Origin of the sequence: Microbacterium deminutum (genome assembly GCF_039530205.1) — a bacterium.
In the GTDB taxonomy this organism is placed as follows: Bacteria; Actinomycetota; Actinomycetes; order Actinomycetales; family Microbacteriaceae; genus Microbacterium; species Microbacterium deminutum.
Window position 1 is genome coordinate 597,956 of the sequence record NZ_BAAAOG010000001.1, and the last position, 25,211, is coordinate 623,166.

Consider the following 25,211-nt stretch of genomic DNA (forward strand, 5'->3'; position numbering starts at 1 on the left):
TCGCAAGACGACAGGGTCACCGGCCAACCGGAACACGAAGCATCAGGCGACGCACGGGATTTCGACCCGGTGTCCCGCCGTGCCCTCTTCACAGAGGATCACTGGATGTCAGGTGGCGGGTTCTGCAAGCGGCGGCATCGGCTGCCAAGATGCGTCCGCCCAGATGCGGCGTCCATCGCGGACTCCCCGCCACAGGTTGCTCGTTCCGCGCACTTTCCGCTCCACGAACACGAGTCGGACGAGCTCCTTCGCGAATGTGAGCACGGAGCCGAGCAAGAACCGCACAGGGCGGTAGGAGCCGTTGACCTTGAAGTAGTGCTTCATGTGGCCGCGGTTGCGCATGATGTAGTACCGATAAGCGTCGCTCGAGGCATTGAGGTGGCGGATCCCCATGTCCCACTGGCGGATCTCACGCGTTCGCCGCAGCACGAACTCATCGACGATCACGGCCGTGGTCTTGCGCGACGCAAGCCAGCCGTACACCGAGTCGTCCCAATAGATGAAGAACCGGGGATCGGGCAGGCCCACCTGCTGCACGATGTCGCGGTGGATGAACATCCCCTCGAAGCAGCCGGAGTTCATCTCCCGGTATCCAGAGTCGTCGAAGCCGGCGGGTGCGAACGGGATGGGGATGCCGAATGGGATCGACAGGCGGTACTGCCAGTAGAACTCGCTGCCGTCGTAGTCATAGCGACGCCCCTGGATGCTCTTGAACCGCTGGGCCCACTTGCCCATCCTCGCGAGTCCATCGGGGAGGACTTCGACGTCGTCGTCCATCAGCCACATCCACGTGGAGCCGAGTTCATAGGCGACGCGCATGCCCTCGCTGAAGCCGCCGGAGCCGCCGGTGTTGGTCTCGAGTCGCTGGTAGACGAGTTCGGTGCCGAGCCGATCGCGGAACGACTCCACGACCACCGTCGTGTCGTCCGACGACGCATTGTCCACGACCACGACGTGACCGGGCTTCGGATCCATCACGATGATGCTCTCCAGCAGACGCGTCAGCAGACCGGACCGGTTGTAGGTCACGATCGCGATGGTGGCGCTTGCGGGATCGAATGCTGGGGTCGACGTCATCTGGGGGCTGTCGGCTGCGAGGGGCATGGCCTGAGAATCCTACCCTGCCGTGGCGCCCGTCTCGCTGAGTGCCCGGGTGCGCAAGCCTGAGCAGCGCGCCGTCTCGCGCCGACCGCACAGACCGGCCGATGGCAGGCGGTCATCCCGGGTCGCCCGCATTCGGGAGGCCACTGCTCCCATCGCTGTCGCCGCCCATCCGCTCGCGCCACGAGCGGGACTTGCCGGCGCGCACGGCGAGCAGCACGAGCATCAGCCACCCCAGGCCGGCGAGCGTGAAGCTCTCGAACATCGAGTCGATGAGCAGCGCGATGAGCATGAGCGGCGTCCAGGCGTAGATCACGGATCGGCGCTCGGAGGCATCCAGCCAGGAGCGCACCAGCGCCACCCCGGCGAATGCCAGGAACAGGATCAGGCCCAGCCAGCCCAGCTGGAGCAGCACGTCGAAGTAGGCGTTCAGACCCGTCGCGTGGTTCGCCCGCAACTGGAAGTTGATGAGGTTGAACGGCACCTCGGACGGGTTCCACGGGCCGAACCATCCCCAGCCCTGCACCGGTCGCACACGCAGGAACTCGGCGATCTTGTTCCAGAGGCTGACGCGCATCGAGAAGTCGGTGCCGGCCCCGAGCCAGGCGATGATCTGATGCCGGGCGGCGTAGCCGACGACGCCGGCGATCACGACCAGTCCGCCGAGCGCCCACTGCAGCAGAGCCCGCTGCTCGGCGCGGGTGTGCCGCACGAGCGCGAGGGCGCCGACGGCGGCGCCCACGCCGACGGCGAGGACGAGCACCGTCGGCGAGTCGCTCAGCGTGGCGAGCGTGCCGGCGAGCACCACCGACGCGAACGACACACCCGGCCGGACGGACTGCGTCCGGTACTCGATGAGGAACGTGATGAGCGCGAGGATGGCGACGAGTCCCAGCAGATTGCGGGTTCCGAAGATGCCCTGGATCGGCCCGAACTCGGCGATGTCGCCCTGCACGCCCAGGAATTGGAACGGCATGTCCAGGAGCACGCCCGAGAGCACCTCGACCGCGAGCGAGATGGCGAGGAGGACCCGCAGCACGTCGCCGAGCGCCCGCGCGGTCTGCAGCGTGTCGCGTACGTGGCCGATGACGACGGCGAGGAACGCAAGTGCGGCCGTCGCGACCCAGCTCCAGAACGACTCGGTCGTGTCGTAGCTCCAGAACACCGCCGCCAACGCCCACCCGAGGAACACCAGGAGCGTCGAAGGCACCAGCCGCACCAGTACGACCTCCCGCCGGCGGGCGACCAGGACGGCGGCGCCGATCAGGCACAGCGAGACGATGATCGTAACGTACGTCACGTGCCCTGCGACGCGCTCGATCGCGTAGGACGAGAACACCGCGCCCAGCACGGCGATCGTGTAGGCGCGGGCGAACGACGCCGAGGCCAGCAGGGTGCTCAGCCACCCGGGCCGCGCCGCCCGTCCCGGCGCGGATGTCACGACACCCGCTTCGTCAGCTCGCCCCGCTCGATCGCCACGCTCTGCTCCGCGGGTCCGACACCCACGTGGGGCGACTGCTTGATCTTGTAGGCGAACAGGACGAGCAGCAGCCATCCCCATCCCAGCAGCGGCGCCGACTCGGCAAGGCCCTGGACCAGCAGAATGCCCATGGTGAGGGTCGGCAGCAGCGTGATCGGCGAGTAGGGCCGGTCTTCGCGCAGGTCCCAGCGCGGGCGGTCGACGGCGAAGAACCACGACCTCCATACGGCCGCCAGGTACACCAGTCCCATGATGATCAGCCCGATGATGCCGAGCTGCATATACACGTCCACCCACATGTTGTGGGCCTGCATGACCGTCTGGTGGTGGTCGATGATCCAGCCGTCGAACGCGGGATCCCACGGCACCCAGGGAGTGGCGAAGCCCCAGCCGATCACCGGATGCTCGGCGGCTCGCTCCAGCACCGCGGCCCAGATCGTCTCTCGGCCCGTCAGATCCGAGCTGCGGCCGAGCGTCGCGAAGATCTCGCCGCGAAGGAGCCACAGCGCGACCACGCCCCCGAGACCGATGATGGCGTATCCGATGTAATACTTCGTGCGCTCGCCCGGCCGCCGGGCGCGCCGCATCAGCAGGACCGTCACCAGGACGACCGCGACGCCGACGGCCGCGACATACGCCGTGGCCGACGACGCACGGAAGAAGAGGAACCCCGACAGGGCGATCCACGCGGCGAGCAGCGTTCTGCGCGGCGCGCCCATGGCGATGCGGATCGAGAAGACGATGATCGCGAGCAGTGCGACCGGGCCGAGCAGGTTGGCGTTGCCCATGATGCCCTGGATGCGCCCGGAGCCGAACAGGTTGCCGCGCGACCAGTAGAAGATCGGATCCACGGGATCCACGCGCGGGACGAAACCCGGCAGCAGCGGAACCCTGACGAAGACCGCCACCCAGACCTCGAACACCAGCGAGAGCGCCATGACCCACTTCAGGGCCGACGCGAGGGCCCGCACGAACTCGCGCCAGGTGAGGACCGTGCCGATGAACAGCGCCTGGATGGTCGTGATGTACAGGAGCAGCAGCGTCAGCGCGGTCGCCTCCAGCCAGGCGGTCCAGATCAGCGACAGCGTCGCCCACAGCACGTAGGCGATGACGAACCACGGCAGCCGGCGCCACTGGACGTGGGGGCGCATCACGATCCACAGCACCACGGAGAGGACGCCGCCCGCGATGGTGATGACCACCGTCGCCGGGGTTCCGAACGCGTTCACCCAGGCGGTGGTCGACAGCGCCATGAACAGCACGAAGATGCACCACGCGCGCATCATGAGGTGGCCCGTCGTCTCGCGGATCGGGGCCTCGGGAGGTGCGGATGCCGGGTGCTTCGAGTAGACGGCCATCGTGCACTCAGGCTACCGGGTGCCGGCTGGGACTTTAGGCTGTGGGCATGCTCGTACCCCTCTCGAACGAACCGCGCGACTACGACTGGGGATCGACCACGCTCATCCCGCAGCTGACCGGACGGACCCCCTCCGGCGCCCCCGAGGCCGAGGTCTGGTTCGGCGATCACCCGGGCGATCCGGCCGAGACCCCCGGCGGTCGGACGCTGGACGCCTGGATCGCCGACGAGGGTGCGGCGCTCGGCCTGCCTCGGCACCTGCCGTACCTCCTGAAGCTGCTGGCGGCGGCATCCCCCCTCTCCATCCAGGTCCACCCCTCGACAGCGCAGGCCGAAGCGGGATTCGCCCGCGAAGAGGCGGCTGGAATCCCCCGGTACGCGCCCGAGCGGACCTACCGCGACGCGAACCACAAGCCCGAACTGATCGTCGCGCTGAGCGAGACGTTCCGCGCGCTCGCCGGACTCCGCGACGTCGAATCCACCCGTCGCCTCTTGGCTGCGGTGGGCGCGACAGCCGATGCCCTCGCCGAGCGGCTGGACGGCAGGGATGCCGATCTCGGCGCCGCCGTCGGGTGGGCCCTGTCGGATGCCGGCCGGGCGGCGGCCCCGGCGATCATCGCAGCGGCCGCGAAAGCGCGTTCGGACGAATTCCAGCCAGAGTTCGATCTCGTCGGAGAACTGGATGCCGCGTATCCGGGCGATCCCGGGATCCTCGTGGCGATGCTCATGAACCTCGTCACGATCCCGCGCGGGGCCGGCCTCTTCGTGCCCGAAGGGGTGCTGCACGGATATCTGAGCGGACTGGGCGTGGAGATCATGGCCGCGAGCGACAACGTGCTGCGCGGGGGCCTCACGCCCAAGCACATCGACGTGCCCGAGCTTCTTGCGATCCTCGACGCGGAGCCCGGCCCGGTTCCGCTCGTCGAGCCCGAGCAGGTGGCTCCGGGTCTCGTCCGCTTCGCGGTGCCCGTGGCGGACTTCGCGCTCCTGGTCGCGCAGCCCCGCGGCGTGACGCCCGTCCGTGTGGCGATCGAGGGCGTCGCGATCGCGCTCGCCACGGCCGGTGCGGTGACCGTTGCGGGGGGACGCGGCGTTTCCGTGTCGCTGCGGCCGGGCGACGCCGTGCTGGTGACGCCCGACGAGGGCACGCTGCGCGTCGAGGGCGACGGCCAGGTCTTCATCGCCGTCCCGGGGCGCTGACGCGCGGTTCCCCACCTGAGCGTTATCACAGTGCGACACGCCGAGGGCGCGTCGTGAAGGTTCAAGAGGGACTTGAGGCTTTAGTATCCGCGACTTGACCTCGGCGAACTACACGGGTGTAATTACTCCTAACACGCGGACCCGCGTGCAGGGGGCTCACGGGGGGAGAACGAGATGACGGCATCGCAGTACCGTTCCGGCGTTCCCGACAATTGGTTCGTCGATCCGGTCAACCTCGGTGTGCCAGGAGTGCGCCGGCCTCTCGAGGTCGACGACGATCCGCTGTCCTGGCAGACCGACGCGCTGTGCTCGCAGACCGATCCCGAGGCCTTCTTCCCCGAGAAGGGCGGCTCGACGCGAGATGCCAAGCGCATCTGCTCGTCGTGCGACGTGCGGGGGGAATGCCTCGAATACGCCTTGCAGAACGACGAGCGCTTCGGCATCTGGGGTGGTCTCAGCGAGCGCGAGCGGCGCAAGCTGAAGCGCCGCGCCGGCTGACCGAGCCTTCGGTCCAGGCGCTGCCGCCGATCTCGCACCGGCGGCGCGTACACCGGCAGGTGCCGGATAGGCGCGCCTAGGCTGACCACGTCATGCCGCCCCGAGTCCACGCCATCCTCGTCGTTCGCCCCGATGGCCGCACCCCTGCAGCGTTTCATCTGCGGCGCACGCTGGCGGCCGTGGCCGGGCAGACGCGGCCGGTCGACGTCCTCACGCTCGTCCTATGCGGTGCCGACGCGACGCTCGCGGAGGTCGCGGCGTCGTCGACGGCAGAGTCCGTCGTCACCGCTTCCGCGGCGACCGGGTTCGCTGCCGCGGTCGCCCTGGTCGCACCGCGACTGGACGGCGACGCCGTGTGGCTGCTCGCGCAGGACACGGCGCCCGAGCCGGAGGCGCTGAGCCGGCTCACCGGATCGCTCGAGCTCTCGCCATCCGTCGCATTCGTCGCACCCAAGCTGGTGCGGTGGGACGACCGCACCGAGATCGTCTCGCTGGGCGTCACGATGACGGGCTTCGGCCGCACCGTCGAGCTGGCAGACGGCGAGCTCGACCAGGGCCAGCACGACGGTCGCGAGGATGTCATGGGTGCCGACGTGCGAGGGATCCTCGTGCGCGCCGACGCCTGGCGGGAAGTCGGCGGCCTCGACCGAGCGCTCGACGGCGCGGACGAGGGCCTCGACCTCGGGGTGCGTGCGCGGTTCGCCGGCGCCCGGGTGTCCCTGGTGCCGGGCGCCCTCGTGGCGGTGGCCGGAGACGGGGTAGCGGGTCCGCCCGCGGACCTCTCCGCGCAGCGCCGACGCCGGCGGGCGTACTCGTCGCGTGCCGCCCAGCTGCACCGCCGGCTCGTGTACGCACCGCTTCCCGCGGTGCCGCTGCACTGGCTCTCGATCCTGCCGCTCGCGCTCTGGCGCTCGATCCTCGCCCTGGTGCGCAAAGAGCCCGGTCTCATCGGTCCCGAGTGGGCGGCATCCGTCGTCGCGCTCGTGCGGCTCGGGGCGGTCGCCCGGGCGCGACGGCGGCTGTCGAGGAGCCGGAAGGCGACGTGGGCCCAGCTCGCGCCGCTTCGCATCGGCTGGTCCGAGCTCCGCGAGTCGCTAGACGACGAGCCGGACGAAGCCCCGGGCGGGTACCGTCGCGGCGAGCTGCGGTTCTTCTCGGGCGGCGGCGCCTGGCTGGTGCTCGCCGCGCTCGTGGTGTCGATCGCCGCGTTCCCCGCCCTGCTGGCTTGGTCGGTTCTCGGTGGGGGCGCGCTGCAGCCCCTCGGATCGACCGTCGCGCAGCTCTGGGCGGATGCGGCCTACGGACAGCGCGCCCTCGGGATCGACACGATCGGCCCGGCGGATCCGTTCGCCGCACTCATGGCACTGCTCGGCTCGCTCTCACCGTGGGAGCCGTCGCGCGCCATCGTGGTGCTGTGGGTGCTCGCGCTCCCGCTTTCCGCGCTCGGTGGCTGGTTCGCCGCCACGCGGGTGACCGAGCGGTCGGGCCTGCGGCTCACCGGCGGGATCGTCTGGGCTCTCGCTCCCACGCTCCTCATGGCGCTCACGCAGGGTCGCCCACCGGCCGTCATCACGCATCTGATGCTGCCGTGGCTGTTCTACGCCGGGTCGGTGGCCCATCGATCTTGGGCCGGGGCGGGCGCGGCATCCCTGCTGCTGGCAGCAGTGCTCGCGTGCGCTCCCTCGCTGGCTCCGGCCCTCGGGGTGCTGTGGGCAGCCGCCATCGTCCTCGCGATCGTCCTTCGAGCGGGGTTCGGGGTCGCGCGGCTGGTGTGGACCGTCATCCCGTCGCTCGCACTCGCCGCCCCCCTGCTGTGGCACGCGAGTGCGCACCGCGACCTGTGGGGGCTTCTTGCGGACCCCGGGGTGCCGTGGGCGGGACCTCAGGTCGGTCCGGATCCGGCCGGCCGGGCGCTGCTCGCCGCAGGCATACCCACGCCGGATCTCGCCGGCTGGACGGTGCTGCTGCCGCAGGGCCCGACATGGTGGGTGCCACTCCTGTCCGCCCCGCTGGCGCTGCTCGCGCTGATCGCGCCGCTCACTCAGCGCTGGGCCGCCGGCATCGCCATGCTCGTCGTGACGGCCCTCGGGCTTGCCACCGCCTTCGCGGTGGTCGGCATCCAGGTGTCGTTCTCGGAGTCCGCCTCAGTGCCCGTGTGGCCGGGAACGGGGCTGAGTCTCGCATGGCTCGGAGCGCTGGGCGGTGCCCTGGTGGCGCTCGACGCGGGCCTCGCGCCGCGCCTGCGGTTCGCGAGGATCCTCGCGGCGACGGCGGTGTGCGTGGCGATCGCCGTGCTGGCGGTGCCGGCCCTCACCTCGATGGCGCGGGGAGTCGCGCTCGTCACGAACGGACCGGTCAGCACGCTTCCGGCGTATGTGGCGGCCGAGGGACATCAGGACCAGGATGTCGGGACGATGGTCCTGACTCCGCAGAACGCCGGCGGGGTGTCATCCGTGGTGGTGTGGGGCGGCAGCGAGACGCTCGACGGCCAGGCCACGATCATCGCCACCAGCACCACGCCCACCCCGCAGGACGTCGAGGTCGCAGAGCTCACGGCGGACCTCGTGGCGAGCTCGGCGGACGATGTCGTCGCCCGCCTCGCGGGACGCGGCATCCGCTTCGTGCTGCTCGCCCCGGCTGCGGCCCCGGAGTCGGATGCCTCGCGCGCGATGCGTCTGTCGGCTTCGACATCGCTGAACCAGCGCAAGGCGCTCGATGCCGTCGGCGACACCGCGAAGGGGACGCTCTGGCGTGTCACGACCGCGGTGGCCGCCCGGCCCGAGGCCGGCACCGGAATCCAGACCATCGCTCGCCTCATCGCCGTCGTGCAGCTCGTCGTGGTGGGGATCGCGCTGCTGCTCGCCCTGCCGACGGCGGCCTCCCGCCGGGCTGCCCGCAGAACGCCCCGTGTGGTCGGGCCGTACTGGAGAGAGGGCAGATGAGCGATCGGCGCATCTTCCGCTGGGCCACGACCAGCGCCCGCATCCTCGCAGCGACGGTGGCATCCGCAGTCGCCGTCATCGCGGTCGTCACGGCCGTGTCGCTGCCGTGGCCGACCCTCACGCGCGAGCCGGTTTCGGTCTCCGCGACGCCGGCCCCCGCCGCCACGGTCATCGTGTGCGACGGGGGACTGCTCGCCGTCGGGCGCGATCCGGCCGACGCAGCGCAGATCTCGTCCGTCGCGGCGCAGACGATCACGAGCGGAGCCGCTGACCCCGCCGAGACGCCGACCGAGACCCGGCTGGATGCGCCCGCACTGGCCGGTGGTGAGGGCCCGGCGGTGTTCACCGGGCTGCCGCACGGACGCAGCAGGACGGATGTCGCGGCCTCGGGCTCGGCGACAGTCGCCGCCCCTGACATCTCGGGGTTCGCGGCATCCGCGTGCCGCCCACCGCTCCTCGAATCCTGGCTCGTCGGCGGGTCGGGGGCGACCGGCGCCTCTGACATCGTCGTCCTGTCCAATCCCGGCACTGTGGCAGCGACGGTCCAGCTGACGACGTACACCTCGAGCGGCGCCCAGACGCCACCGGGCGGCGAGCTAACGCTTCCGGCGGGGACTCAGGAGTTCGTCCCCCTCGGGGGGATCGCGCTCGGCGAGGTCGCCCCCGTCATCCGGGTGTCGGCGGTGGGGGCGCCGGTGCGCGCCTCGCTTCAGACGAGCATCACGCGCACTCTCATCCCGGGCGGCGTCGATCAGGTCGGTGCGGCGTCCGCCCCCGAGAAGGCGCAGACGATCGCAGGCGTCACGGTGACGTCCGCTCCGGGCGCGGAAGGGGCGTCGAACGCGACGACCGTGCTGCGGATGCTCTCACCCGCCGCCCCGGCGACGGCGACGGTGACCGTGACCGCGGTCGGAGCCACCCAGCCCGCGGTGGCGCCACAGAAGGTGCCCCTCGCGCCGGGGCAGCCGGCCGAGATCGAGCTGGGGGGAGTGCCCGCGGGGACATACGACGTCGCGGTCGCCGCCGACCAGCCGGTCGTGTCGGCGGTCTGGCAGACCACCGGATTCGACGCGGGTTCCGACTTCGCCTGGTACACGGCATCCCCCTTCGTCTCGGTGCCGAGCCTCTTCGCGACCCCGGCGGGGCCGCCGCCGCTGCTCACACTCGTGAATGCGGCGGAAGACCCGGCCGTCGTGGCGGTGACCTCGCAGGACCGGTCGTTCCGGCTGGAGGTGACCGTCCCGGCACGCGCATCCACGACCGTCCGGCTTGCGCCCGGCGGCGTGTACGAGCTCGCGCCGGACGCGAAGGGCATCCGGGCGGGACTCTCACTGACCGGCGACGGGGCGCTGGCGGGGTTCCCGGTATGGCCCGCGGATGCCGCGGCGCCGGCCATCGCGGTGTACCCGTAGGCGCTGGTCGTCTCCGGCGAAACCACCCCTTCTCGACGAGCCACCCGGATCGCGCGATCAAACGTGCGGCCTCGCCGAGAAGGTGTGGTCCGGGCGACGGGTTGGTCAGAAGTAGCGGAATCGCTCGGGACCGAGATCCCAGGGATCGCGGTCGAGGTACTCGGCCGCGGCTCGGAAGACGCATCCCTCGATCATCATCCGCCTGTGCAGGTCGTCGTCGCGATGCAGGTGGCTGAGACGCTCGATCGGAAGGCGGTAGAGGATGATGCGCTTCTCGTCCGAGAGCACGGTCCAGCGGGGGATGCCGTCCTCGTCGGTCGCCGCCGGCATATCCGCGATCTCGAAGCTCACGTCGCGCAGCTCCTCCCAGGCGGAGCGGAGGAATTCCGCGGCGGTGCCGACAGCCAGGTCGAAGCGGTCGACCCGGGTGTCCAGCGGCGGCAGGGGAGGCCGAACGACCGGGCTGCGTCCCTCACGGCCGTGGCGGCCGTGCCGCGACACTCGTGGGCGCGCGGGCTCGGCGCTCTTCGCCCGTCGCCATGCCATGGCCCCATCCTACGGGCGTCGCGGCGCGGCATCCCGGCTCGCACCCCCACCGTGGATAGCGTGGGCACGATGCGAGAGAGACTGTGCTCCAAGGTCGGATGCGCCCGCGAGGCCGTGACCACGCTGACGTACGACTACGCCGACCAGATGGCCGCGGTCGGGCCCCTCGGCGCCGCGGCCGATCCGCACGCGCACGACCTCTGCGCCATCCACACCGACCGGCTCTCGGTGCCGAAGGGCTGGGTCGTCGTCCGCCACGAGACGCTTCGCCTCTGACGAGCGGACCCGGAAGGTCAGGGGACGCCGCGGGCGGCGCGCCCGCACCCCCGTGGAAGAATGGGCGGATGCCGCAGACACCCACCGCCGAGACATCGGCCCGTCCGCTCCCGTTCGAAGTCGCCGATCTCTCGCTCGCCGCGGCGGGCCGCCATCAGCTCCGCCTCGCCGAGAACGAGATGCCGGGACTCATGGCGCTGCGCGACGAGTTCGGACCTCTTCAGCCGCTCGCCGGTGCTCGCATCGCCGGATCCCTCCACATGACGGTGCAGACCGCCGTCCTCATCGAGACGCTCGTGGCGCTCGGCGCGCAGGTGCGGTGGGCCAGCTGCAACATCTTCTCGACACAGGACGAGGCCGCCGCCGCCGTGGCGGTCGGCCCGACGGGAACCGTCGATGAGCCCGCGGGCGTGCCGGTCTTCGCGTGGAAGGGCGAGACGCTCGACGAGTACTGGCGCTGCACCGACCGGATCTTCGACTGGTCCGCCGAGGGCTTCGACGGCCCCAACCTCATCCTCGACGACGGCGGCGACGCGACCCTGCTCGTGCACAAGGGCGTCGAGTTCGAGAAGACGGGCGTGGTTCCCGCGGGTTCGGCAGGCGATTCGGCGGAGTACCGCATCATCCTCGAGACCCTGCGTGCGAGCCTCGATCATGACCCGCAGCGGTTCACCCGCATCGCCGCCGGCATGATCGGCGTGACCGAAGAGACCACCACCGGAGTCCACCGGCTCTACGAGCTCGCGGCATCCGGCGAGCTGCTCTTCCCCGCCGTCAACGTCAACGACTCCGTCACGAAGTCGAAGTTCGACAACACCTACGGCATCCGCCATTCGCTGCCCGACGGTCTCAACCGGGCCACCGACGTGCTGATCGGCGGGAAGGTCGCCTTCGTCGCCGGATACGGGGATGTCGGCAAGGGCGCGGCCGAGGCGCTCCGCGGACAGGGCGCCCGCGTCATCGTCGGCGAGGTGGACCCCATCTGCGCGCTGCAGGCGGCGATGGACGGCTTCCAGGTCGCACGTCTCGAATCCGTCATCGGGGACGTCGACATCCTCATCACAGGAACCGGAAACACCCGCGTCGTCACGGTCGAGCATCTGCTCGGCCTCAAGCACCTCGCGATCGTCGGCAACGTGGGCCACTTCGACGACGAGATCGACATGGCGGGGCTCGCCGCGGTGCCCGGCGCGGAGAGCGTCGAGATCAAGCCGCAGGTGCATGAGTGGCGGCTTCCCACCGGACGCAGCGTCCTCGTGCTGAGCGAGGGGCGCCTGATGAACCTCGGGAATGCCACCGGGCATCCGTCATTCGTCATGAGCGCGTCGTTCTCCAATCAGGTCCTGGCCCAGCTCGAGCTGTACACGCGCCGTGACGCGTATCCCGTCGGGGTGCACACGCTGCCGAAGTCCCTCGACGAGAAGGTCGCGCGGCTGCATCTGGGTGCGCTCGGGGCGGAGCTGACCACCCTGACAGAGGAGCAGGCCGCCTATCTCGGCGTGCCGGTCGACGGCCCGTACAAACTCGACCAGTACAGGTACTGATCAGCGCCCCGGGACACCGTGCAGATCACCGCTCGGGGAAATCCCGGGGGACGTCGGACGTCGCGTTCGTGAGCGAGGCGACGCGCTGCGCCTCGAGCTGCAGAGCACGCAGCTCGCGGTCGCGCCGCACCGCGACGACGGCGCGGAGGAACGTCTCCGGATCGACGGCGGGGACCGGCGAGACGAGTGGCGCGACTTCTTCGGCGAGTGAGGCCGCCACACGCATGCGAGGGGCGGGCTGCAGGTTGTGGGCCTGGTCCACGAACTGGGCGACCCGCCGCGCGAGGCGGTCGGGCAGCCGCGCGACATCCGCTCCCGCCGCCCATCCCGAGAGGACGGGCGGCACGCCCGGCGCGTAGGCGGGCAGCCGCGGAGTCCGGGTGCGCTCCGAGTAGGTGCCCGCCAGGAGATCGCCGAGACGCTGCGAACGGGGGGTGAAAGCTCCCACCAGCGCGGCGACGGCGCCCACCGTGAACCACAGCTCGAAGACGCCGACCAGCGCCCGGATGAGCGCATGCCGGAATCCGGTGGCACCGCCGTCGGCGCGCACGATGCGACCCCCGACGGCGAGCTTTCCGAGTGAGCGTCCCCGCGATGCCGTCTCGACGACGGTCGGAATCACGACCGTCACAGCCGCGATCAGGCCGATCGTGAGGATCGGCACCGCGGCGGCATCCAGCAGTCCCTGCGCGATCAGCCACGAGCTGACGAGTGCGAACAGCACGAAGACGACCACGCCCAGGATCATGTCGATGAGCACGCCGAGCGCACGCAGGAAGTACCCGAGGGGCTGCACATCGAGGGCTACCGCCTCGCCGGTCAGGATCTCGTCCTGATGGATCTCGACCGCGTGGACACGGGCGGCGGCACCTTCGGCGGGCATGGGTACAGTAAACCAAATGGATCTCGATGCCCTGACCGCCGCCCGCCGCGACGAGTGGGCGCGACTCGACGAACTGAGCCGCGCACGCCGCCTCTCGGGACGCGAGATCGACGAGCTCGTGACGCGCTACCGGGCCGCATCGGCGGACCTCGCCGATGTGAAGACCTCCGCAGGGCGGACGACCCACGGTGACCATGTCTCCACGATCCTCGCGCGGGCGAGGCTCAGACTCACCGGGACCTCCGAGAACGTCGTGCGGCAGATTCCGCGGTTCTTCGCGCTGCAGCTCCCGGCCGCGCTCTACCGTGTGCGCTGGGTCACGCTCGCGATCGCCGTCGGGTTCATCGCGGTCGTCACGGTGGTGGCGCTGTGGATCTCGCAGGATCCGGCGCTCGTGGCGAGCCTCGGCAGTCGCCTGCGGCTCGAGCAGTACGCCGAGCACGATTTCACCCACTACTACAGCGACAACGCGCCCGCGACGTTCGCCGGAACGGTGTGGACCAACAACGCGTGGATCGCCGCGCAATGCATCATGTTCGGAATCACGGGGTTCTGGCCGCTCATGGTGCTGGTCCAGAACGCCGTCGGCGTGGGCACCGCCGCGGCCGTGCTGGCGGCCTTCGGCCACGCCGACGTCTTCGCGCTGTTCATCCTGCCGCACGGGCTGCTCGAGCTGACGAGCATCTTCGTCGCGGGAGCCGCGGGCCTCCAGATCTTCTGGGCGTGGGTGGCCCCTGGACCACGGTCGCGCGGAGAGTCCCTCGCCGCGGCGGGGAGGTCGCTCGGCACGATCGCAATCGGGCTCGTCATCGCGTTGGCGATCTCGGGCACGATCGAGGGATTCGTCACCCGGCAGCCCTGGGCGTGGCCGATCAAGATCGGGATCGGCGCAGCGGCACTCGCGCTGTTCCTCGTCTACATGCTCGTCGTCGGGGGTCGTGCCCACCGGCGAGGCGAGACCGGCGATCTCACCGAGTACGAGACGGGAACGCCGACACTCGTCGCGGGCTGACCCGCCGACATGCCGAAGCGGCCCGGTCGATCGATGACCGGGCCGCTTCCGCGTGCATCAGGCCGTCTTCGGAGCGCTGTCGAAGAGCGCCCGGTAGACGAAGCCGGCGATGAGGGCACCGACGATCGGGAACACGATGAACACCCACAGCTGCGACAGGGCCGCGCCGCCGCCGTAGATCGCGGTCGCGATCGAGCGCGCCGGGTTGACCGAGGTGTTGTCGATCGGGATCGTCGCGAGGTGGATCAGCGTCAGGGTGAGGCCGATGACGAGGCCCGCGAAGCCGGGATTGCCCCGCGTGGGGTGGGTCACGCCGAGGATGACGACGACGAACAGCGCGGTGAACAGTATCTCGACGACGATCGCCGCGCTGATGCCGAACCCGCCGGGCGAGAGGGTGTCCCAGCCGTTCGAGGCGAATCCGCCGTCCTCGGCGTTGCTGAGCCAGTTGTCGGGTCCGGACAGGCCGATGAGGACGACCATCGTCGTGGCGACCGCGCCGCCGATCACCTGGACGATGATGTACGCCCACGTCTTGGCCCACGGGAACCGGCCTGCGGCCGCGAGTCCGAGCGTGACGGCGGGATTGAAGTGGCCGCCGGAGATCGGGCCGAAGGCGTAGGCGCCTGCCACAACCGTCAGGCCGACGGCGAGCGAGACGCCGAGGAAGCCGACGCCCTTGTTGGCCGCGTCGGTGCCCTCGCCGAATCCGGCGGCGAACAGGGCGGTGCTGACGACGCCGAGCACGAGCAGGAAGGTTCCGAACGCCTCGGCGACGAGCGTCGCCGCGGTCGACGGGGCGGTGGGAGTGTGTTCGAGAGGCGTCGGTGCAATCGGCTTCTCGGGGCGTGGGTCGCTCATGGGCGCTTCTCCTTCGCGAGGTGATCCGGGGCCAGAGGGGGAACCCCGGCCCGAGCCTAGAGCATCCACAGGCCTTTCCCAGGGAGCGCCGCTCGGGCGGTCCGATCGGCGCGAGAGCCCGCACGATCCCCTCAGAGCCGGCCTGCGGCCTTGAGCGCCAGGTACCGATCCGCGATCCGCGGCGGGAGCGCCTCGGGGTCGGCCGCGATCGCCTCCGCCCCGCCGCGGCGTATCGCCGCGGCGACCACCGCGGCATCGCGCTCGGCGCGCTGCACCGCGGCGGCGTGGTAGACCTCGGCGGCGTCCGGCCGCTCCGGCCGCGCCGCGGCCTCGTCCGTGACGGTTCCGACCAGCACATGGGTGCGCCGGGTGAGGACCGGCAGCGAGCCGAGGAATCCCCGAGCCGCTTCCGCTGCGTCCTGGGCCGTGAGCAGCACCACGAGCGACGGACGCGAGGTCAGCGCCCGCACCTGTGCGAACGCGGCATCCCAATCCGTGTCGATGAGCTGCGGCTCGACCGGCGCCATCGCGTCCACGAGTGCCGGCAGGAGCGCGGGTCCCTCCACGCGGCTCACCCGGGCGCGGATGACGCGGTCGAACATCAGCAGGTGGGTGTGATCGCCGGCGCGGGAGGCGAGGGCCGCGAGAAGAAGTGCCGCCTCCATCGCGGCATCCATCCGGACGCCGTCGCCCACCCGCGCCGCAGCGGTCCGGCCGGTGTCGATGACGATCACGACATGGCGGTCGCGCTCGGGCCGCCAGGTGCGCAGCATGGTCGTCGCGGACCGGGCGGTGGCCCGCCAGTCGATCGAGCGCACGTCGTCGCCCCGCACGTACTCGCGCAGGCTGTCGAACTCCGTGCCCTGTCCGCGCACCTGGACGCTCGTGTTGCCGTCGAGCTCGCGCAGCCGCGCGAGACGGGAGGGAAGGTGCCGTCGTGCCGTGAACGGCGGAAGCACCCGCACGGCGCCGACCGAGTCCACGCGCAGCTGTCGGCCGGCGATGCGCAGCGGCCCGTCAGACCTGAGGACGACGAAGCGGGAGGTCAGCTCGCCTCGCCGGCGGGGCAGCAGCGGGATCGTGACCACGCGGCTCTCGCCGGGCGGGATGCTGATCAGGGGGTGCTCGGCGGACGTCATCGCCGTCGGCTGCCACGCGTCACGGACGCGGCCGCGCAGCATCCTCGAACCGTCGTTGCGCAGCCGCAGCTCGCTCGCAGCCGGCTGGCCGAGCAGCACGCGTCGCGGCGCGGTGCGCTCGACGCGCACCCTTCGCGGATCGGGTGCGGCCAGGGCATCCGCGAGTGCCGCCAGCACGCACAGCACCACCCAGCCAGACGCCGCAAGCCACGCGTCCACCCCCGCGGCGGAGAGCAGCACGACCGGTACCGCGCCGAGACCGACCAGCAGCGGCAGCCGGCCGGTGACGTAGATGCTCGTGCGATTGCTCATGGGCTCTTCGGATCTGACGCGCCCGGCGTCAGATCGGCACGCGGGTCTGCTGCAGCACCGAGCCGAGGACCGCGTCGACCGACACGCCCTCGAGCTCGGCGTCGGGGCGCAGGCGGATGCGGTGCCGCCAGGTGGGCAGGAGCATGGTCTGCACGTGGTCGGGCGTGATGGCGGGGTACCCGCCGAGCCACGCCCACGCCTTCGCGGCGGCGAGCAGCGCGGTAGACGCGCGGGGGCTGACCCCCAGCTGCACCGAGGGACTGCGGCGCGTGGCCTGCGCGAGATCGACGACGTAGCCGAGCAGGTCGTCCGAGACGGTGACGGATGCCGCGGCCCGCTGCGCAGCTCGGATCTCATCGGCGCTCGCCACCGGCCGAAGGCCCGCCCCGGCGAGGTCGCGGGGATCGAACCCTCCGGCGTGACGGCGCAGCACCGCGAGCTCGGCCTCCCGTGCCGGGAGGTCGACGACGAGCTTCAGCAGGAACCGATCGAGCTGCGCCTCCGGCAGGGTGTACGTGCCCTCGTGCTCGATCGGGTTCTGCGTCGCGGCCACGAGGAACGGATCCGGCAGCGGCCGGGTGACGCCGTCGGTGGAGACCTGTCGCTCCTCCATCGCCTCGAGCAGCGCGGCCTGGGTCTTCGGCGGAGTGCGATTGATCTCGTCGGCGAGCACGATGTTCGTGAAGACCGGGCCCTCGCGGAACTGGAACTCCCCGGTGCGCGCGTCGTAGACGAGCGATCCCGAGACATCTCCGGGCATCAGGTCGGGGGTGAACTGGATCCGCTTCGTGTCGAGACCGAGCGCGGCGCTCAGCGATCGCACCAGGAGTGTCTTCGCGACGCCGGGAACCCCCTCGAGCAGCACGTGGCCGCGCGCCAGCAGGGCGATGAGCAGACCCGTCACCGTGCCGTCCTGGCCCACCACAGCCTTGCCGACCTCGATCCGGACGCGGTTCATCGCATCGCGCAGCGCGGCGTCGTCCCGGGGGAGGGGAGGCGCGAGATCGGTCATCGAGGGTTCCTTTCCGGTCGGACGGCCGCGTGGACGGCGTCCTCGAGGTGCCGCAGGCGGGCGTCGATGGCGACGAGGTCGGCGTCGCCGCGGGGGATGTCGTGGATCAGCGTGCCGTGGACCACCGCACGGTCGAGTCCGGTCCGTGCGGCCGCGGCATCCGCGATCTCGGCGGCGGTGGACCCGGCTCCGAGGCCCAGGGCGCGGCCGATCCGCGCAAGGGCCGGGATGCGGAGCTGGTCGGCCGCGTGGAGCGCGTCACGCGACCTGGCGTAGAGGCGCGCCCTGCCCTCGGTCGTCTCGGCCGCCCGCACCGACACCGGCAGGCGCTCCGTGACGAGCGGCCCGAATCGCCGGCCGCGCCATACGGCGGCCGCGAGCCCCGCGATGAGCAGCAGCACGATCACCGGGCTGACCCACGGGGGCGTGAGCTGTCCGAGCGAGGGATGGGCGTTCTGCAGATCCGTGTCGGCGATCCCCGGGACATACCAGACGACGGTGGGATGCCGGCCCATCAGGTTCAGCCCGAGCGCGGCGTTGCCGTTCTCGGCGAGGATCTCGTTGGTCAGGAGCGCGCGTCCGTCGAGCGCCGCGACTCGGCCGTCGGCAGGGCCACCCGCGACGGAAGATGCGACCAGCACACCGAATCCGCCACCCGCGGGGTAGCACGAGCTCATGCCCGAGGAGTCGCCCGGCGCATAGACCGCACCGGTGGAGACCGCCCCCGATCGCACCGCCTCGGCCAGCTCGCACTCAGGCTGGACAACGGTGTCGGCAGGTGCGACGCCTGCCGCCTTCGAGCCGGGGATGAGCAGGTCGAGCGTGCGCGAGCGCGGCTCGATCAGCACGACGTCGGCGGCGCGCCGGGTCAGCGCGAGGATCGCGCCATCCGACAGCGCCGGTGCGTCCGGCAGCACGAGGGTTGTCGCCCCGGCCTGCAGCTCCTCCGCGGCGGTGCCGCGGTCCCGTGCCACGATCACCTCGACCCCCTGCTGTCGCAGGATCTGAGCGAGCGCGCGCGCGCCCAGCGGCCCGGCGGAGTCGGGGTCGAGCGCGTCGCGTTCGTTCCAGCGCCCGAGTCCCGAGAGCGCGGCGCCGATGCCGCCCACCACGAGCAGCACGACGCCGACGGCGATCCAGCCGAGGACGCTCCGGCGCCTCGTCGGGGGAGGGGCGACGGTGGTCATGCGGGGGCTCCGGCATGATCGGGCACGGTGGCTCGCAGACTCGTCACGCGGTCGTCGACATCGGCGACGCACCAGTACAGCTCGGCCGTCCCAGGCCGCCGCAGGTACCGCACGTCATCGAACGCCGTCGCAGCCGCTTCGAGCTCCGTCGCCGACGAGGGGAAGACGAGAGCTGCCGACCGCGCGAAGGCGTGAACCGTCGCGCCTGGCGGGGTGGCGACGACCCCCCGCTCGAACACCCCGCGAGCGAGCGCGCGGAATCGCAGCACGATCGCGGCATCCCACTCGCCGTTGAGGGCGTGGGATGCCGCCGCGCTGCGGAGCTCGGCGGCCGAGCGCGCCTCCTCCTCGCCGAACAGCGAGGCGGACTCGGCGGGCGCGCGGCGCACCGCCCGCGGGACGCCCCACACGATGAACGCGACGACGATGACGACCACGACCACGACGGACGCGATGACGGCGAACGCCGAGCCCCACCCGCCGTTCAGCTGGACGTCGAAGAGCCGCTCGAAGAACTGCGCGACCGCCCGGGCGATGCGATCGATCACGGTGGGTTGGGCCGCCTGGTACACCGGATCTCCGAGCTCGTGCTCGGCGAGTCTGCGGCCCTCGGATCCGTCGGGAGTGAGCGGAAGCGCGGCATCGACCCATCGCGGCGCGAACGATCCGGCGATGGCGATCAGGCTCACGGTGACTCGCGGCCGGCGATGTCCGGCGCTTCCCCGGGTGGCGCCCAGCGCGTCGGCGCGGGCGTGGCCGGATCTGCGGCGGGTGAAGCAGACGCGGGTGGCGCCGCCGGGATGTGCCGGTATCCCGGCGGGGGCGGAGCGGTCGGCTGTCCGGCCGCTCCCGACGGCGCAACGGTCGGCTGTCCGGCTGCTCCCGACGGTGGACCGTATCCCGGCTGCGCGTCCGGCGGCTGAGGATAGGCAGGCTGAGGATAGGCAGGCTGCGGGTACACGCCGCCCGCCGGATAGGCAGGCAGCGGGTAGCCGACCAGTGCCGGCTGGGCGAGGATCACCCGCCCGATGTGCTCGCGATAGGGATCCGGGAGCGCCGGGTGACCGGCATCCCGTCTCTCGACGTAGGCGAGCAGGTCGAGGTCGAGCCCTTCGTGGCGCATGCGGCAGTCGATGTAGACGAGTGCCGTGGCGGTGGACTGCACGACGATGGCCACCGCCTGGATCAGCAGCGTCACGATCTGCGTGAGCAGGAGCACGACCAGGGCGCCGATGAAGGCGGACACATCGGGGGCTCCGGTCGGCGCGATGATCGAGGTGAGTCCCGACGAGAGCAGGGTGAAGGGGATGCCGATCACCTGCGCGACCGCGTTGAACGTGAGCGAGATCACCAGGATGACGCCCAGCGCGACCCAGAAGCGACCTCGCACCAGGGTCCACGAGCGGGCGATGGCGCGGCGGATCGTCGCCTGCTCGAGGATGATCGCCGCAGGTGTGAGCAGGAGCTTGGTCGACAGCCACCACAGGAGCGGGATCGCGGCGATCACCAGCAGCACGGTGAGCGCGATCGCCCCCGCAGGCGCGACGATGCCGATGCCCACCACGGCGAGGGCGAGGACCCCGATGCCGACGAGCAGGGCCATGACGAGAAGGAAGGCGTAGCCGAGGAGCCGCCACGCGACGGGCTTGACGCCCTGCCAGAGTCCGCCGAGCGTGAGCTTCTCGGCGACCGCCGCGTGCGCGACCTCGTTGACCACGATGCCCTGCACGACGACGCTCAGGGCGCCGGCCGCAAGGCCCAGCACGATCGCCGCGATCGCCGTGATCGCGATGGATCCGGCCATGATCGTGTCGAACTCCTCGGTTCCGTAGCGCACGGTGTCGAGCCGCGAGAAGGATGCCCACGCCACTCCCGCGACAGCGAGGATCAGCACGATGTACGCGAGCGTCTGCACGACGAGGGCGAAGCCGAGCAGCACGCGCGGGTTCTGGCGCAGCGCGACGAAGGACCGGCCGAGGATCGTCCCGAAGCCGAGCGGATGGAGCGGGATGATCCCTGGTCGGGACGCCGGCGTCCAGGCCGGATACGCGGTCACAGCATCCCCTCGTGCATCGGATCCCCTTCGCGGGTGGGGCCGTCCGCGTTCGTCGCGCGCCCCTCGGGCTTGCCCCTATCGTGTCATACCCGCGAGGCCCCGCTCGGCGCGCTCACAGGCACGTTCGGCTCACGCCCAGCGGGTGTCCATTACTCTGTGGAGAGCGCAGGGGGCGCATCCACTCCGACACCCTGCGGAAGCGCAAAGGACGAACGCGTTAGATGACTTCACGCATCCTGGTTGTCGACGACGACACCGCCCTCGCCGAGATGATCGGCATCGTGCTGCGCACCGAGGGATTCGACACGGTGTTCTGCGCCGACGGCGCGAAGGCCGTCGACGTGTGGCGTTCCGAGCGTCCCGACCTCATCCTGCTCGACCTGATGCTCCCGGGGATGGACGGCATCGAGATCTGCACCAGGGTCCGCGGCGAGTCCGGCGTCCCGATCATCATGCTCACCGCTCGCGCCGACACCGCGGACGTCGTCAAGGGCCTCGAGGTCGGCGCAGACGACTACATCGTGAAGCCGTTCAATCCGAAGGAGCTGGTCGCCCGCATCCGCACGCGGCTCCGTCCCGTCGGTCAGCCGACGAGCGACATGCTGCGCATCGGGGACCTCACCGTCGACGTCGCCGCACACGAAGTCCGTCGCGCCGACGACGCGATCGCCCTCACCCCGCTCGAGTTCGAGCTGCTGGTCGCGCTCGCCGCCAAGCCGCAGCAGGTGTTCTCCCGCGAGATGCTGCTCGAACAGGTGTGGGGCTACCACTACAAGGCCGACACGCGACTGGTGAACGTGCACGTCCAGCGACTGCGCGCCAAGGTCGAGCTCGACCCGGACAACCCCAGGATCGTCACGACGGTGCGCGGCGTCGGCTACCGCGCCGGCGCCGTCGTGTGAGGTGCCCATGGCGACCGCGAGCGCGGGGACCGCGGGACCGCACGGGTCCCTGAACGGCTGGCGCCACTGGCGGGCGTGGCCCGCGAACGTCGCCAGCCTGTGGCGTCGCTCGCTGCGATTCCGCACGATCCTCATCACGCTCGCGCTCACCGCGCTCGCCGTGGCCATCGCCTGCATCTGGATGGCGCTGGCGATCCAGAACGACCTCTTCGGCTCGCGCCTGCGTCAGGTGCAGGGCTACGCGCAGCGCGCGACCACCGCGGCGCAGACGACGCTCGACAACGCTGCGGTGCAGGGCGACGGGCTGCAGATCCAGAACCTGATGACCGCGGTGCGGACGACCCTGGCGCAGCAGGCCTCGAGCGACATCATCGCGGCGTTCCGCATCGGTCCGCCGTCGCCGAATGCGCCCCAGAACTTCACGACCGATCCGCGTTTCGAATCGATCATCAGCGACCAGCTGCGCACCCAGGTGCGCGAAAACGGCGATCAGCAGTGGTGGCAGTCGGTGGCGCTGCCGAGCATCGGCGGCACCGTGCCGGGGATCGTGGTCGGGCAGCAGCTGCAGGTGCCCGAGGTCGGCGGCTATGAGCTCTACCTGGCCTACGACCTCGGAGACGCCTCGCAGACGCTGGGGTTCGTGGTGGGGACGCTGTGGATCGTCGGCGTCGGCCTGGTGCTGCTCATCAGCGGCATCGCATGGTTCGTGCTGCGATCCGTGACCACGCCGATCGGGCAGGCGGCCGAGACCAGCGCCAAGCTCGCGGCGGGCGAGCTGAACGTGCGTCTGCCGGTTCGCGGCGAGGACGAGCTGGCGACACTCGGGCGCTCCTTCAATGCGATGGCCGACAGCATCGAATCGCAGATCAAGGAGCTCGCGGACCTGTCGCTCGTGCAACAGAGGTTCGTGTCGGATGTCTCGCACGAGCTGCGGACGCCGCTGACGACCATACGGCTCGCCGCCGACATGATCAACGACCAGCGCGACGAGTTCGATCCCGCCACCGCCCGAGCGGCAGAGCTGCTCAACGCCCAGGTGCAGCGATTCGAGACGCTCCTCACGGACCTCCTCGAGATCAGCCGCTACGACGCGGGATCGGTGCAGCTCGAATTGGAGGCCACGAGTCTCGCCCACCTCGCCGAAGACGTCATCGCCTCCATGCAGCAGCTGGCAGACCAGCACGGCACCGATGTCCGCCTCGTCGCCCCCGGCGGATACTCGCCCGTCGAGATGGATCCCCGGCGAGTCCGTCGCGTCGTCCGCAACCTCCTCGGCAACGCGATCGAGCACGGCGAGGGACGCCCGATCGTCGTCACCGTCGACAGCGACCAGCAGGCGGTCGCGCTCGGCGTCCGCGACTACGGTCTCGGCATGACGCCGCAGGACGTCGAGCGCGTCTTCGACCGGTTCTGGCGCGCGGACCCCTCGCGGACGCGGACGATCGGCGGAACCGGGCTCGGGCTGTCGATCGCGCTCGGCGATGCCCGCCTGCACGGAGGCGAGCTGGCGGTGTGGTCGGAGCTCGGACGAGGCTCCCACTTCGTGCTCACCCTGCCGCGTCAGGGCACGCGCCTGACGGTTCCATCGCCGATCCCGGCCGATCCCGGCGACGACAGCGTCGCGGCGGTCGAAGCTCTCGGCCTCACCCAGCCGATCGAGGTGGCGCGCGCCGATCCCGCGCGCAGCGCCGCGGATGCGGCCCAGCCTGCCCGTGGGGGAGCGAAATGAGGCGCGGGCGCGGCATCCTGGCCGTCGTCGTCCTCGCGGTGGCGCTGGTCCTCTCGGCGTGCGCCGGACTGCCCACGAGCGGGCAGGTCTATCCCGGACTGCCGGCCGACGCCGACGCCAATCCCCCGGACTTCTCGTTCCTGCCCGATCGGCCGCAGCCGGGCGCGACGCCGAAGGAGATCGTCGAGGGCTTCATCCGCGCGGGCTCGGGTCCGGGACTGACCGAGACCTGGGAGCGGGCGCGGGAGTTCCTCGCGCCCGAGATCCGCGACAAGTGGAAGCCCACAGCGGTCGTCACGGTCGACGTGCTCGGCGATCGCGTCTACACGTCGGCCGCCGAAGGCTCGGTGTCACTGTCTCTCGTGGCCGTCGCCACCGTCGACGACAAGGGCGCCTATGAGCAGGCCGAAGGCGGGCCGACATCCCTGCCGTTCGAGCTCGCCAAGCAGGCCGACGGCGAATGGCGCATCACTCAGGTCCGTGACGGGATCGTGCTCGACCGTGATGTGTTCCCCACGGTGTTCCACCACTACTCGGTCATGTACTTCGATCCGACCTGGAGCTACCTCGTGCCGGATGTGCGCTGGTTCCCCACCGGAAACGCCGCGACGCGCGTCGCCGAAGCGCTCGTCAACAAGCCGCCGAGCGAGTGGCTCGCCGACTCGGTGACGACCTCGTTCCAGGGCGTCACGGTGCTGCCGTCCGTGCCTGTCGACCCGTCCGGCGTCGCCCACGTCGATCTCAGCGAGTCAGCGCTGTCCGTGCCACCCGACACCCTCGATCGGATGCTGACGCAGCTGCAGGCGAGTCTGGCGACGGCCGGTGTCGTCGAGGTCCAGCTCTCGGTCGGCACCACGCCGATCAGCGCCAGTCCCGTGCCGGTTCGCTCGACACGGGTGACCGGCCCGTCGCTCGTGCTCACGAAGGACGGTCTGGGGTTCCTCGTGGGCGAGCAGCTCCAGCCCGTGCCCGGACTGAGCGATGTCGTGAAGACCGTCTCACCGGTGTCGATCCAGGTGACCGCCGACCGCGACTGGGCTGCGCTGCGCCTCACCGACGGCACCGTGTGGCGCCAGGGGGCGGACGGCTCGTCCGACCGGGTCGACGCGCGGCCCGGCCTGGTCGATCCGACGATCGACCAGTTCCACACCGTGTGGAGCGTGCCGCGGTCCAACCCCGGTGCGCTTACGGCCCACCTGCCCAACGGCAGCTCCGTGGCAGTCGCGGACGCGTGGCCGGGCGCCACCGAGGTGTCTTCGATCGCCATCTCGCGTGACGGCGCGCGGATGGCCGCGACGGTCACATCCGGAGGCAGCACCCAGGTGTGGATCGCCGGCGTGGTCCGCGCGACGGACGGCACCCCGAAGCGGCTCGGCGCCCCCGTGGCGCTCGGCGAGGCGGTGGGCACCGGGGTGAGTCTGGCGTGGCTCGACGACATCACGCTCGGCGCGCTGTCGCACGCCGGCGACACCTCGCAGGTCTCCGAGCAGCTCGTGGGCGGGCCTGCTGGATCGACCGCGGCGCCGGCGGGCATGGCATCGCTCGCCGGCGCGAGCGCGGTGTCCGCGGTCCGGATGCGCGGCGAGGATGGACTCCTCTACGTGCGACGCGGCACGAACTGGCAGCAGACGGCATCCGGAATTCTCGTCCTCGCGACGCAGCAGGGGATGCCGCAGGGGTAGGGCTCCTCCTCAGCTCGGCCGGTCGGGGCGCGTCTCCACAGACCCCAGGACACGACGGGTTCGGGCGGCTGGCGGCATCC

The 25,211-nt window shown here is 71.1% G+C and carries 21 protein-coding genes; 10 read left to right on the forward strand and 11 right to left on the reverse strand.

From position 1 onward, the window contains the following. Positions 1 to 108: 108 nt before the first annotated feature. The 3 genes from ABD212_RS02600 to ABD212_RS02610 form a co-directional block, all read right to left on the reverse strand. The gene (locus tag ABD212_RS02600; RefSeq protein ID WP_425561223.1) at positions 109 to 1,104 is read right to left on the reverse strand and encodes a glycosyltransferase; all 996 of its coding nucleotides are present in this window, start codon (positions 1,102 to 1,104) and stop codon (positions 109 to 111) included. Positions 1,105 to 1,216: 112 nt separating this feature from the next. Beyond that, positions 1,217 to 2,542, reverse strand: a complete 1,326-nt coding sequence (locus ABD212_RS02605; RefSeq protein WP_344090883.1) for an O-antigen ligase family protein — start codon at positions 2,540 to 2,542, stop codon at positions 1,217 to 1,219. Then, a complete protein-coding gene (locus ABD212_RS02610; RefSeq protein WP_344090885.1) occupies positions 2,539 to 3,939 on the reverse strand; it encodes an O-antigen ligase family protein in 1,401 nt (466 codons plus the stop codon). The genes ABD212_RS02605 and ABD212_RS02610 overlap by 4 nt, the downstream gene beginning before the upstream one ends. A gap of 47 nt (positions 3,940 to 3,986) precedes the next feature. Here ABD212_RS02610 and manA point away from each other — a divergent pair, with 47 nt between their 5' ends. The 4 genes from manA (at position 3,987) to ABD212_RS02630 (ending at position 9,990) form a co-directional block, all read left to right on the forward strand. After that, positions 3,987 to 5,138 (forward strand): mannose-6-phosphate isomerase, class I, encoded by a 1,152-nt coding sequence (manA, locus tag ABD212_RS02615; RefSeq protein WP_344090888.1) that lies wholly within the window; start codon positions 3,987 to 3,989, stop codon positions 5,136 to 5,138. A gap of 174 nt (positions 5,139 to 5,312) precedes the next feature. Then, positions 5,313 to 5,636, forward strand: coding sequence for a WhiB family transcriptional regulator (locus tag ABD212_RS02620; RefSeq protein WP_344090891.1), 324 nt, complete (start codon positions 5,313 to 5,315; stop codon positions 5,634 to 5,636). A gap of 92 nt (positions 5,637 to 5,728) precedes the next feature. Next, the gene (locus tag ABD212_RS02625) at positions 5,729 to 8,578 is read left to right on the forward strand and encodes a glycosyltransferase (RefSeq protein WP_344090894.1); all 2,850 of its coding nucleotides are present in this window, start codon (positions 5,729 to 5,731) and stop codon (positions 8,576 to 8,578) included. After that, positions 8,575 to 9,990, forward strand: coding sequence for a DUF5719 family protein (locus ABD212_RS02630; RefSeq protein WP_344090896.1), 1,416 nt, complete (start codon positions 8,575 to 8,577; stop codon positions 9,988 to 9,990). The genes ABD212_RS02625 and ABD212_RS02630 overlap by 4 nt, the downstream gene beginning before the upstream one ends. Positions 9,991 to 10,095: 105 nt before the next feature. On the opposite strand, the gene ABD212_RS02635 is transcribed toward ABD212_RS02630, so the two are convergent. Further along, a complete protein-coding gene (locus ABD212_RS02635; protein ID WP_344090899.1) occupies positions 10,096 to 10,536 on the reverse strand; it encodes a metallopeptidase family protein in 441 nt (146 codons plus the stop codon). A gap of 69 nt (positions 10,537 to 10,605) precedes the next feature. Between ABD212_RS02635 and ABD212_RS02640 the strand changes: the two genes are divergently transcribed. Together ABD212_RS02640 and ahcY are read left to right on the forward strand one after the other, a co-directional pair. Then, positions 10,606 to 10,812: a DUF3499 family protein gene (locus ABD212_RS02640; RefSeq protein ID WP_344090901.1), complete on the forward strand. Its 207-nt coding sequence runs from the start codon at positions 10,606 to 10,608 to the stop codon at positions 10,810 to 10,812. Between the two features lie 68 nt (positions 10,813 to 10,880). Then, entirely contained in the window at positions 10,881 to 12,356 is a 1,476-nt protein-coding gene (gene ahcY / locus ABD212_RS02645) for an adenosylhomocysteinase (protein WP_344090904.1), read from the forward strand. Between the two features lie 25 nt (positions 12,357 to 12,381). On the opposite strand, the gene ABD212_RS02650 is transcribed toward ahcY, so the two are convergent. Further along, on the reverse strand, positions 12,382 to 13,239 hold the full coding sequence (locus ABD212_RS02650; RefSeq protein ID WP_344090906.1) for an RDD family protein: 858 nt from the start codon (positions 13,237 to 13,239) through the stop codon (positions 12,382 to 12,384). 16 nt (positions 13,240 to 13,255) lie between these two features. Between ABD212_RS02650 and ABD212_RS02655 the strand changes: the two genes are divergently transcribed. Beyond that, positions 13,256 to 14,251 carry a stage II sporulation protein M gene (locus tag ABD212_RS02655; protein ID WP_344090909.1) on the forward strand — a complete coding sequence of 332 codons (996 nt, stop codon included), beginning with the start codon at positions 13,256 to 13,258 and terminating at the stop codon, positions 14,249 to 14,251. 57 nt (positions 14,252 to 14,308) lie between these two features. Here the strand turns inward: ABD212_RS02655 and ABD212_RS02660 are convergent, their stop codons facing one another. The 6 genes from ABD212_RS02660 to ABD212_RS02685 form a co-directional block, all read right to left on the reverse strand. Further along, the gene (locus ABD212_RS02660; protein ID WP_344090911.1) at positions 14,309 to 15,112 is read right to left on the reverse strand and encodes an aquaporin; all 804 of its coding nucleotides are present in this window, start codon (positions 15,110 to 15,112) and stop codon (positions 14,309 to 14,311) included. A gap of 131 nt (positions 15,113 to 15,243) precedes the next feature. Further along, positions 15,244 to 16,545, reverse strand: coding sequence for a DUF58 domain-containing protein (locus ABD212_RS02665; RefSeq protein WP_344092391.1), 1,302 nt, complete (start codon positions 16,543 to 16,545; stop codon positions 15,244 to 15,246). A gap of 46 nt (positions 16,546 to 16,591) precedes the next feature. Then, complete coding sequence (locus ABD212_RS02670) at positions 16,592 to 17,575, reverse strand: AAA family ATPase (RefSeq protein WP_344090913.1); 984 nt, start codon at positions 17,573 to 17,575, stop codon at positions 16,592 to 16,594. After that, positions 17,572 to 18,762: a DUF4350 domain-containing protein gene (locus tag ABD212_RS02675; RefSeq protein WP_344090915.1), complete on the reverse strand. Its 1,191-nt coding sequence runs from the start codon at positions 18,760 to 18,762 to the stop codon at positions 17,572 to 17,574. Before ABD212_RS02675 ends, ABD212_RS02670 begins: the two co-directional genes overlap by 4 nt. Then, positions 18,759 to 19,451, reverse strand: coding sequence for a DUF4129 domain-containing protein (locus ABD212_RS02680; RefSeq protein WP_344090918.1), 693 nt, complete (start codon positions 19,449 to 19,451; stop codon positions 18,759 to 18,761). The genes ABD212_RS02675 and ABD212_RS02680 overlap by 4 nt, the downstream gene beginning before the upstream one ends. Beyond that, a complete protein-coding gene (locus ABD212_RS02685; protein WP_344090921.1) occupies positions 19,448 to 20,818 on the reverse strand; it encodes a glycerophosphoryl diester phosphodiesterase membrane domain-containing protein in 1,371 nt (456 codons plus the stop codon). The genes ABD212_RS02680 and ABD212_RS02685 overlap by 4 nt, the downstream gene beginning before the upstream one ends. A gap of 221 nt (positions 20,819 to 21,039) precedes the next feature. Between ABD212_RS02685 and mtrA the strand changes: the two genes are divergently transcribed. Genes mtrA through ABD212_RS02700 form a run of 3 tightly spaced genes read left to right on the forward strand, consistent with a single transcriptional unit; the run spans position 21,040 to position 25,131 of the window. Then, positions 21,040 to 21,720 (forward strand): MtrAB system response regulator MtrA, encoded by a 681-nt coding sequence (gene mtrA / locus ABD212_RS02690; protein ID WP_344090923.1) that lies wholly within the window; start codon positions 21,040 to 21,042, stop codon positions 21,718 to 21,720. Positions 21,721 to 21,727: 7 nt separating this feature from the next. Beyond that, the gene (gene mtrB, locus ABD212_RS02695; RefSeq protein ID WP_344090925.1) at positions 21,728 to 23,449 is read left to right on the forward strand and encodes an MtrAB system histidine kinase MtrB; all 1,722 of its coding nucleotides are present in this window, start codon (positions 21,728 to 21,730) and stop codon (positions 23,447 to 23,449) included. After that, complete coding sequence (locus ABD212_RS02700) at positions 23,446 to 25,131, forward strand: LpqB family beta-propeller domain-containing protein (protein WP_344090927.1); 1,686 nt, start codon at positions 23,446 to 23,448, stop codon at positions 25,129 to 25,131. The genes mtrB and ABD212_RS02700 overlap by 4 nt, the downstream gene beginning before the upstream one ends. Positions 25,132 to 25,211: the final 80 nt, after the last annotated feature.

Excerpts from the sequence above, each read along its gene's own strand:
- ABD212_RS02600 (WP_425561223.1), bottom strand. The coding sequence starts at position 1,104 with ATGCCCCTCGCAGCCGACAGCCCCCAGATGACGTCGACCCCAGCATTC.
- ABD212_RS02610 (WP_344090885.1), bottom strand. The coding sequence starts at position 3,939 with ATGGCCGTCTACTCGAAGCACCCGGCATCCGCACCTCCCGAGGCCCCG.
- manA (WP_344090888.1), top strand. The coding sequence starts at position 3,987 with ATGCTCGTACCCCTCTCGAACGAACCGCGCGACTACGACTGGGGATCG.
- ABD212_RS02620 (WP_344090891.1), top strand. The coding sequence starts at position 5,313 with ATGACGGCATCGCAGTACCGTTCCGGCGTTCCCGACAATTGGTTCGTC.
- ABD212_RS02625 (WP_344090894.1), top strand. The coding sequence starts at position 5,729 with ATGCCGCCCCGAGTCCACGCCATCCTCGTCGTTCGCCCCGATGGCCGC.
- ABD212_RS02630 (WP_344090896.1), top strand. The coding sequence starts at position 8,575 with ATGAGCGATCGGCGCATCTTCCGCTGGGCCACGACCAGCGCCCGCATC.
- ABD212_RS02635 (WP_344090899.1), bottom strand. The coding sequence starts at position 10,536 with ATGGCATGGCGACGGGCGAAGAGCGCCGAGCCCGCGCGCCCACGAGTG.
- ABD212_RS02640 (WP_344090901.1), top strand. The coding sequence starts at position 10,606 with ATGCGAGAGAGACTGTGCTCCAAGGTCGGATGCGCCCGCGAGGCCGTG.
- ahcY (WP_344090904.1), top strand. The coding sequence starts at position 10,881 with ATGCCGCAGACACCCACCGCCGAGACATCGGCCCGTCCGCTCCCGTTC.
- ABD212_RS02650 (WP_344090906.1), bottom strand. The coding sequence starts at position 13,239 with ATGCCCGCCGAAGGTGCCGCCGCCCGTGTCCACGCGGTCGAGATCCAT.
- ABD212_RS02655 (WP_344090909.1), top strand. The coding sequence starts at position 13,256 with ATGGATCTCGATGCCCTGACCGCCGCCCGCCGCGACGAGTGGGCGCGA.
- ABD212_RS02660 (WP_344090911.1), bottom strand. The coding sequence starts at position 15,112 with ATGAGCGACCCACGCCCCGAGAAGCCGATTGCACCGACGCCTCTCGAA.
- ABD212_RS02670 (WP_344090913.1), bottom strand. The coding sequence starts at position 17,575 with ATGACCGATCTCGCGCCTCCCCTCCCCCGGGACGACGCCGCGCTGCGC.
- ABD212_RS02675 (WP_344090915.1), bottom strand. The coding sequence starts at position 18,762 with ATGACCACCGTCGCCCCTCCCCCGACGAGGCGCCGGAGCGTCCTCGGC.
- mtrA (WP_344090923.1), top strand. The coding sequence starts at position 21,040 with ATGACTTCACGCATCCTGGTTGTCGACGACGACACCGCCCTCGCCGAG.
- mtrB (WP_344090925.1), top strand. The coding sequence starts at position 21,728 with ATGGCGACCGCGAGCGCGGGGACCGCGGGACCGCACGGGTCCCTGAAC.
- ABD212_RS02700 (WP_344090927.1), top strand. The coding sequence starts at position 23,446 with ATGAGGCGCGGGCGCGGCATCCTGGCCGTCGTCGTCCTCGCGGTGGCG.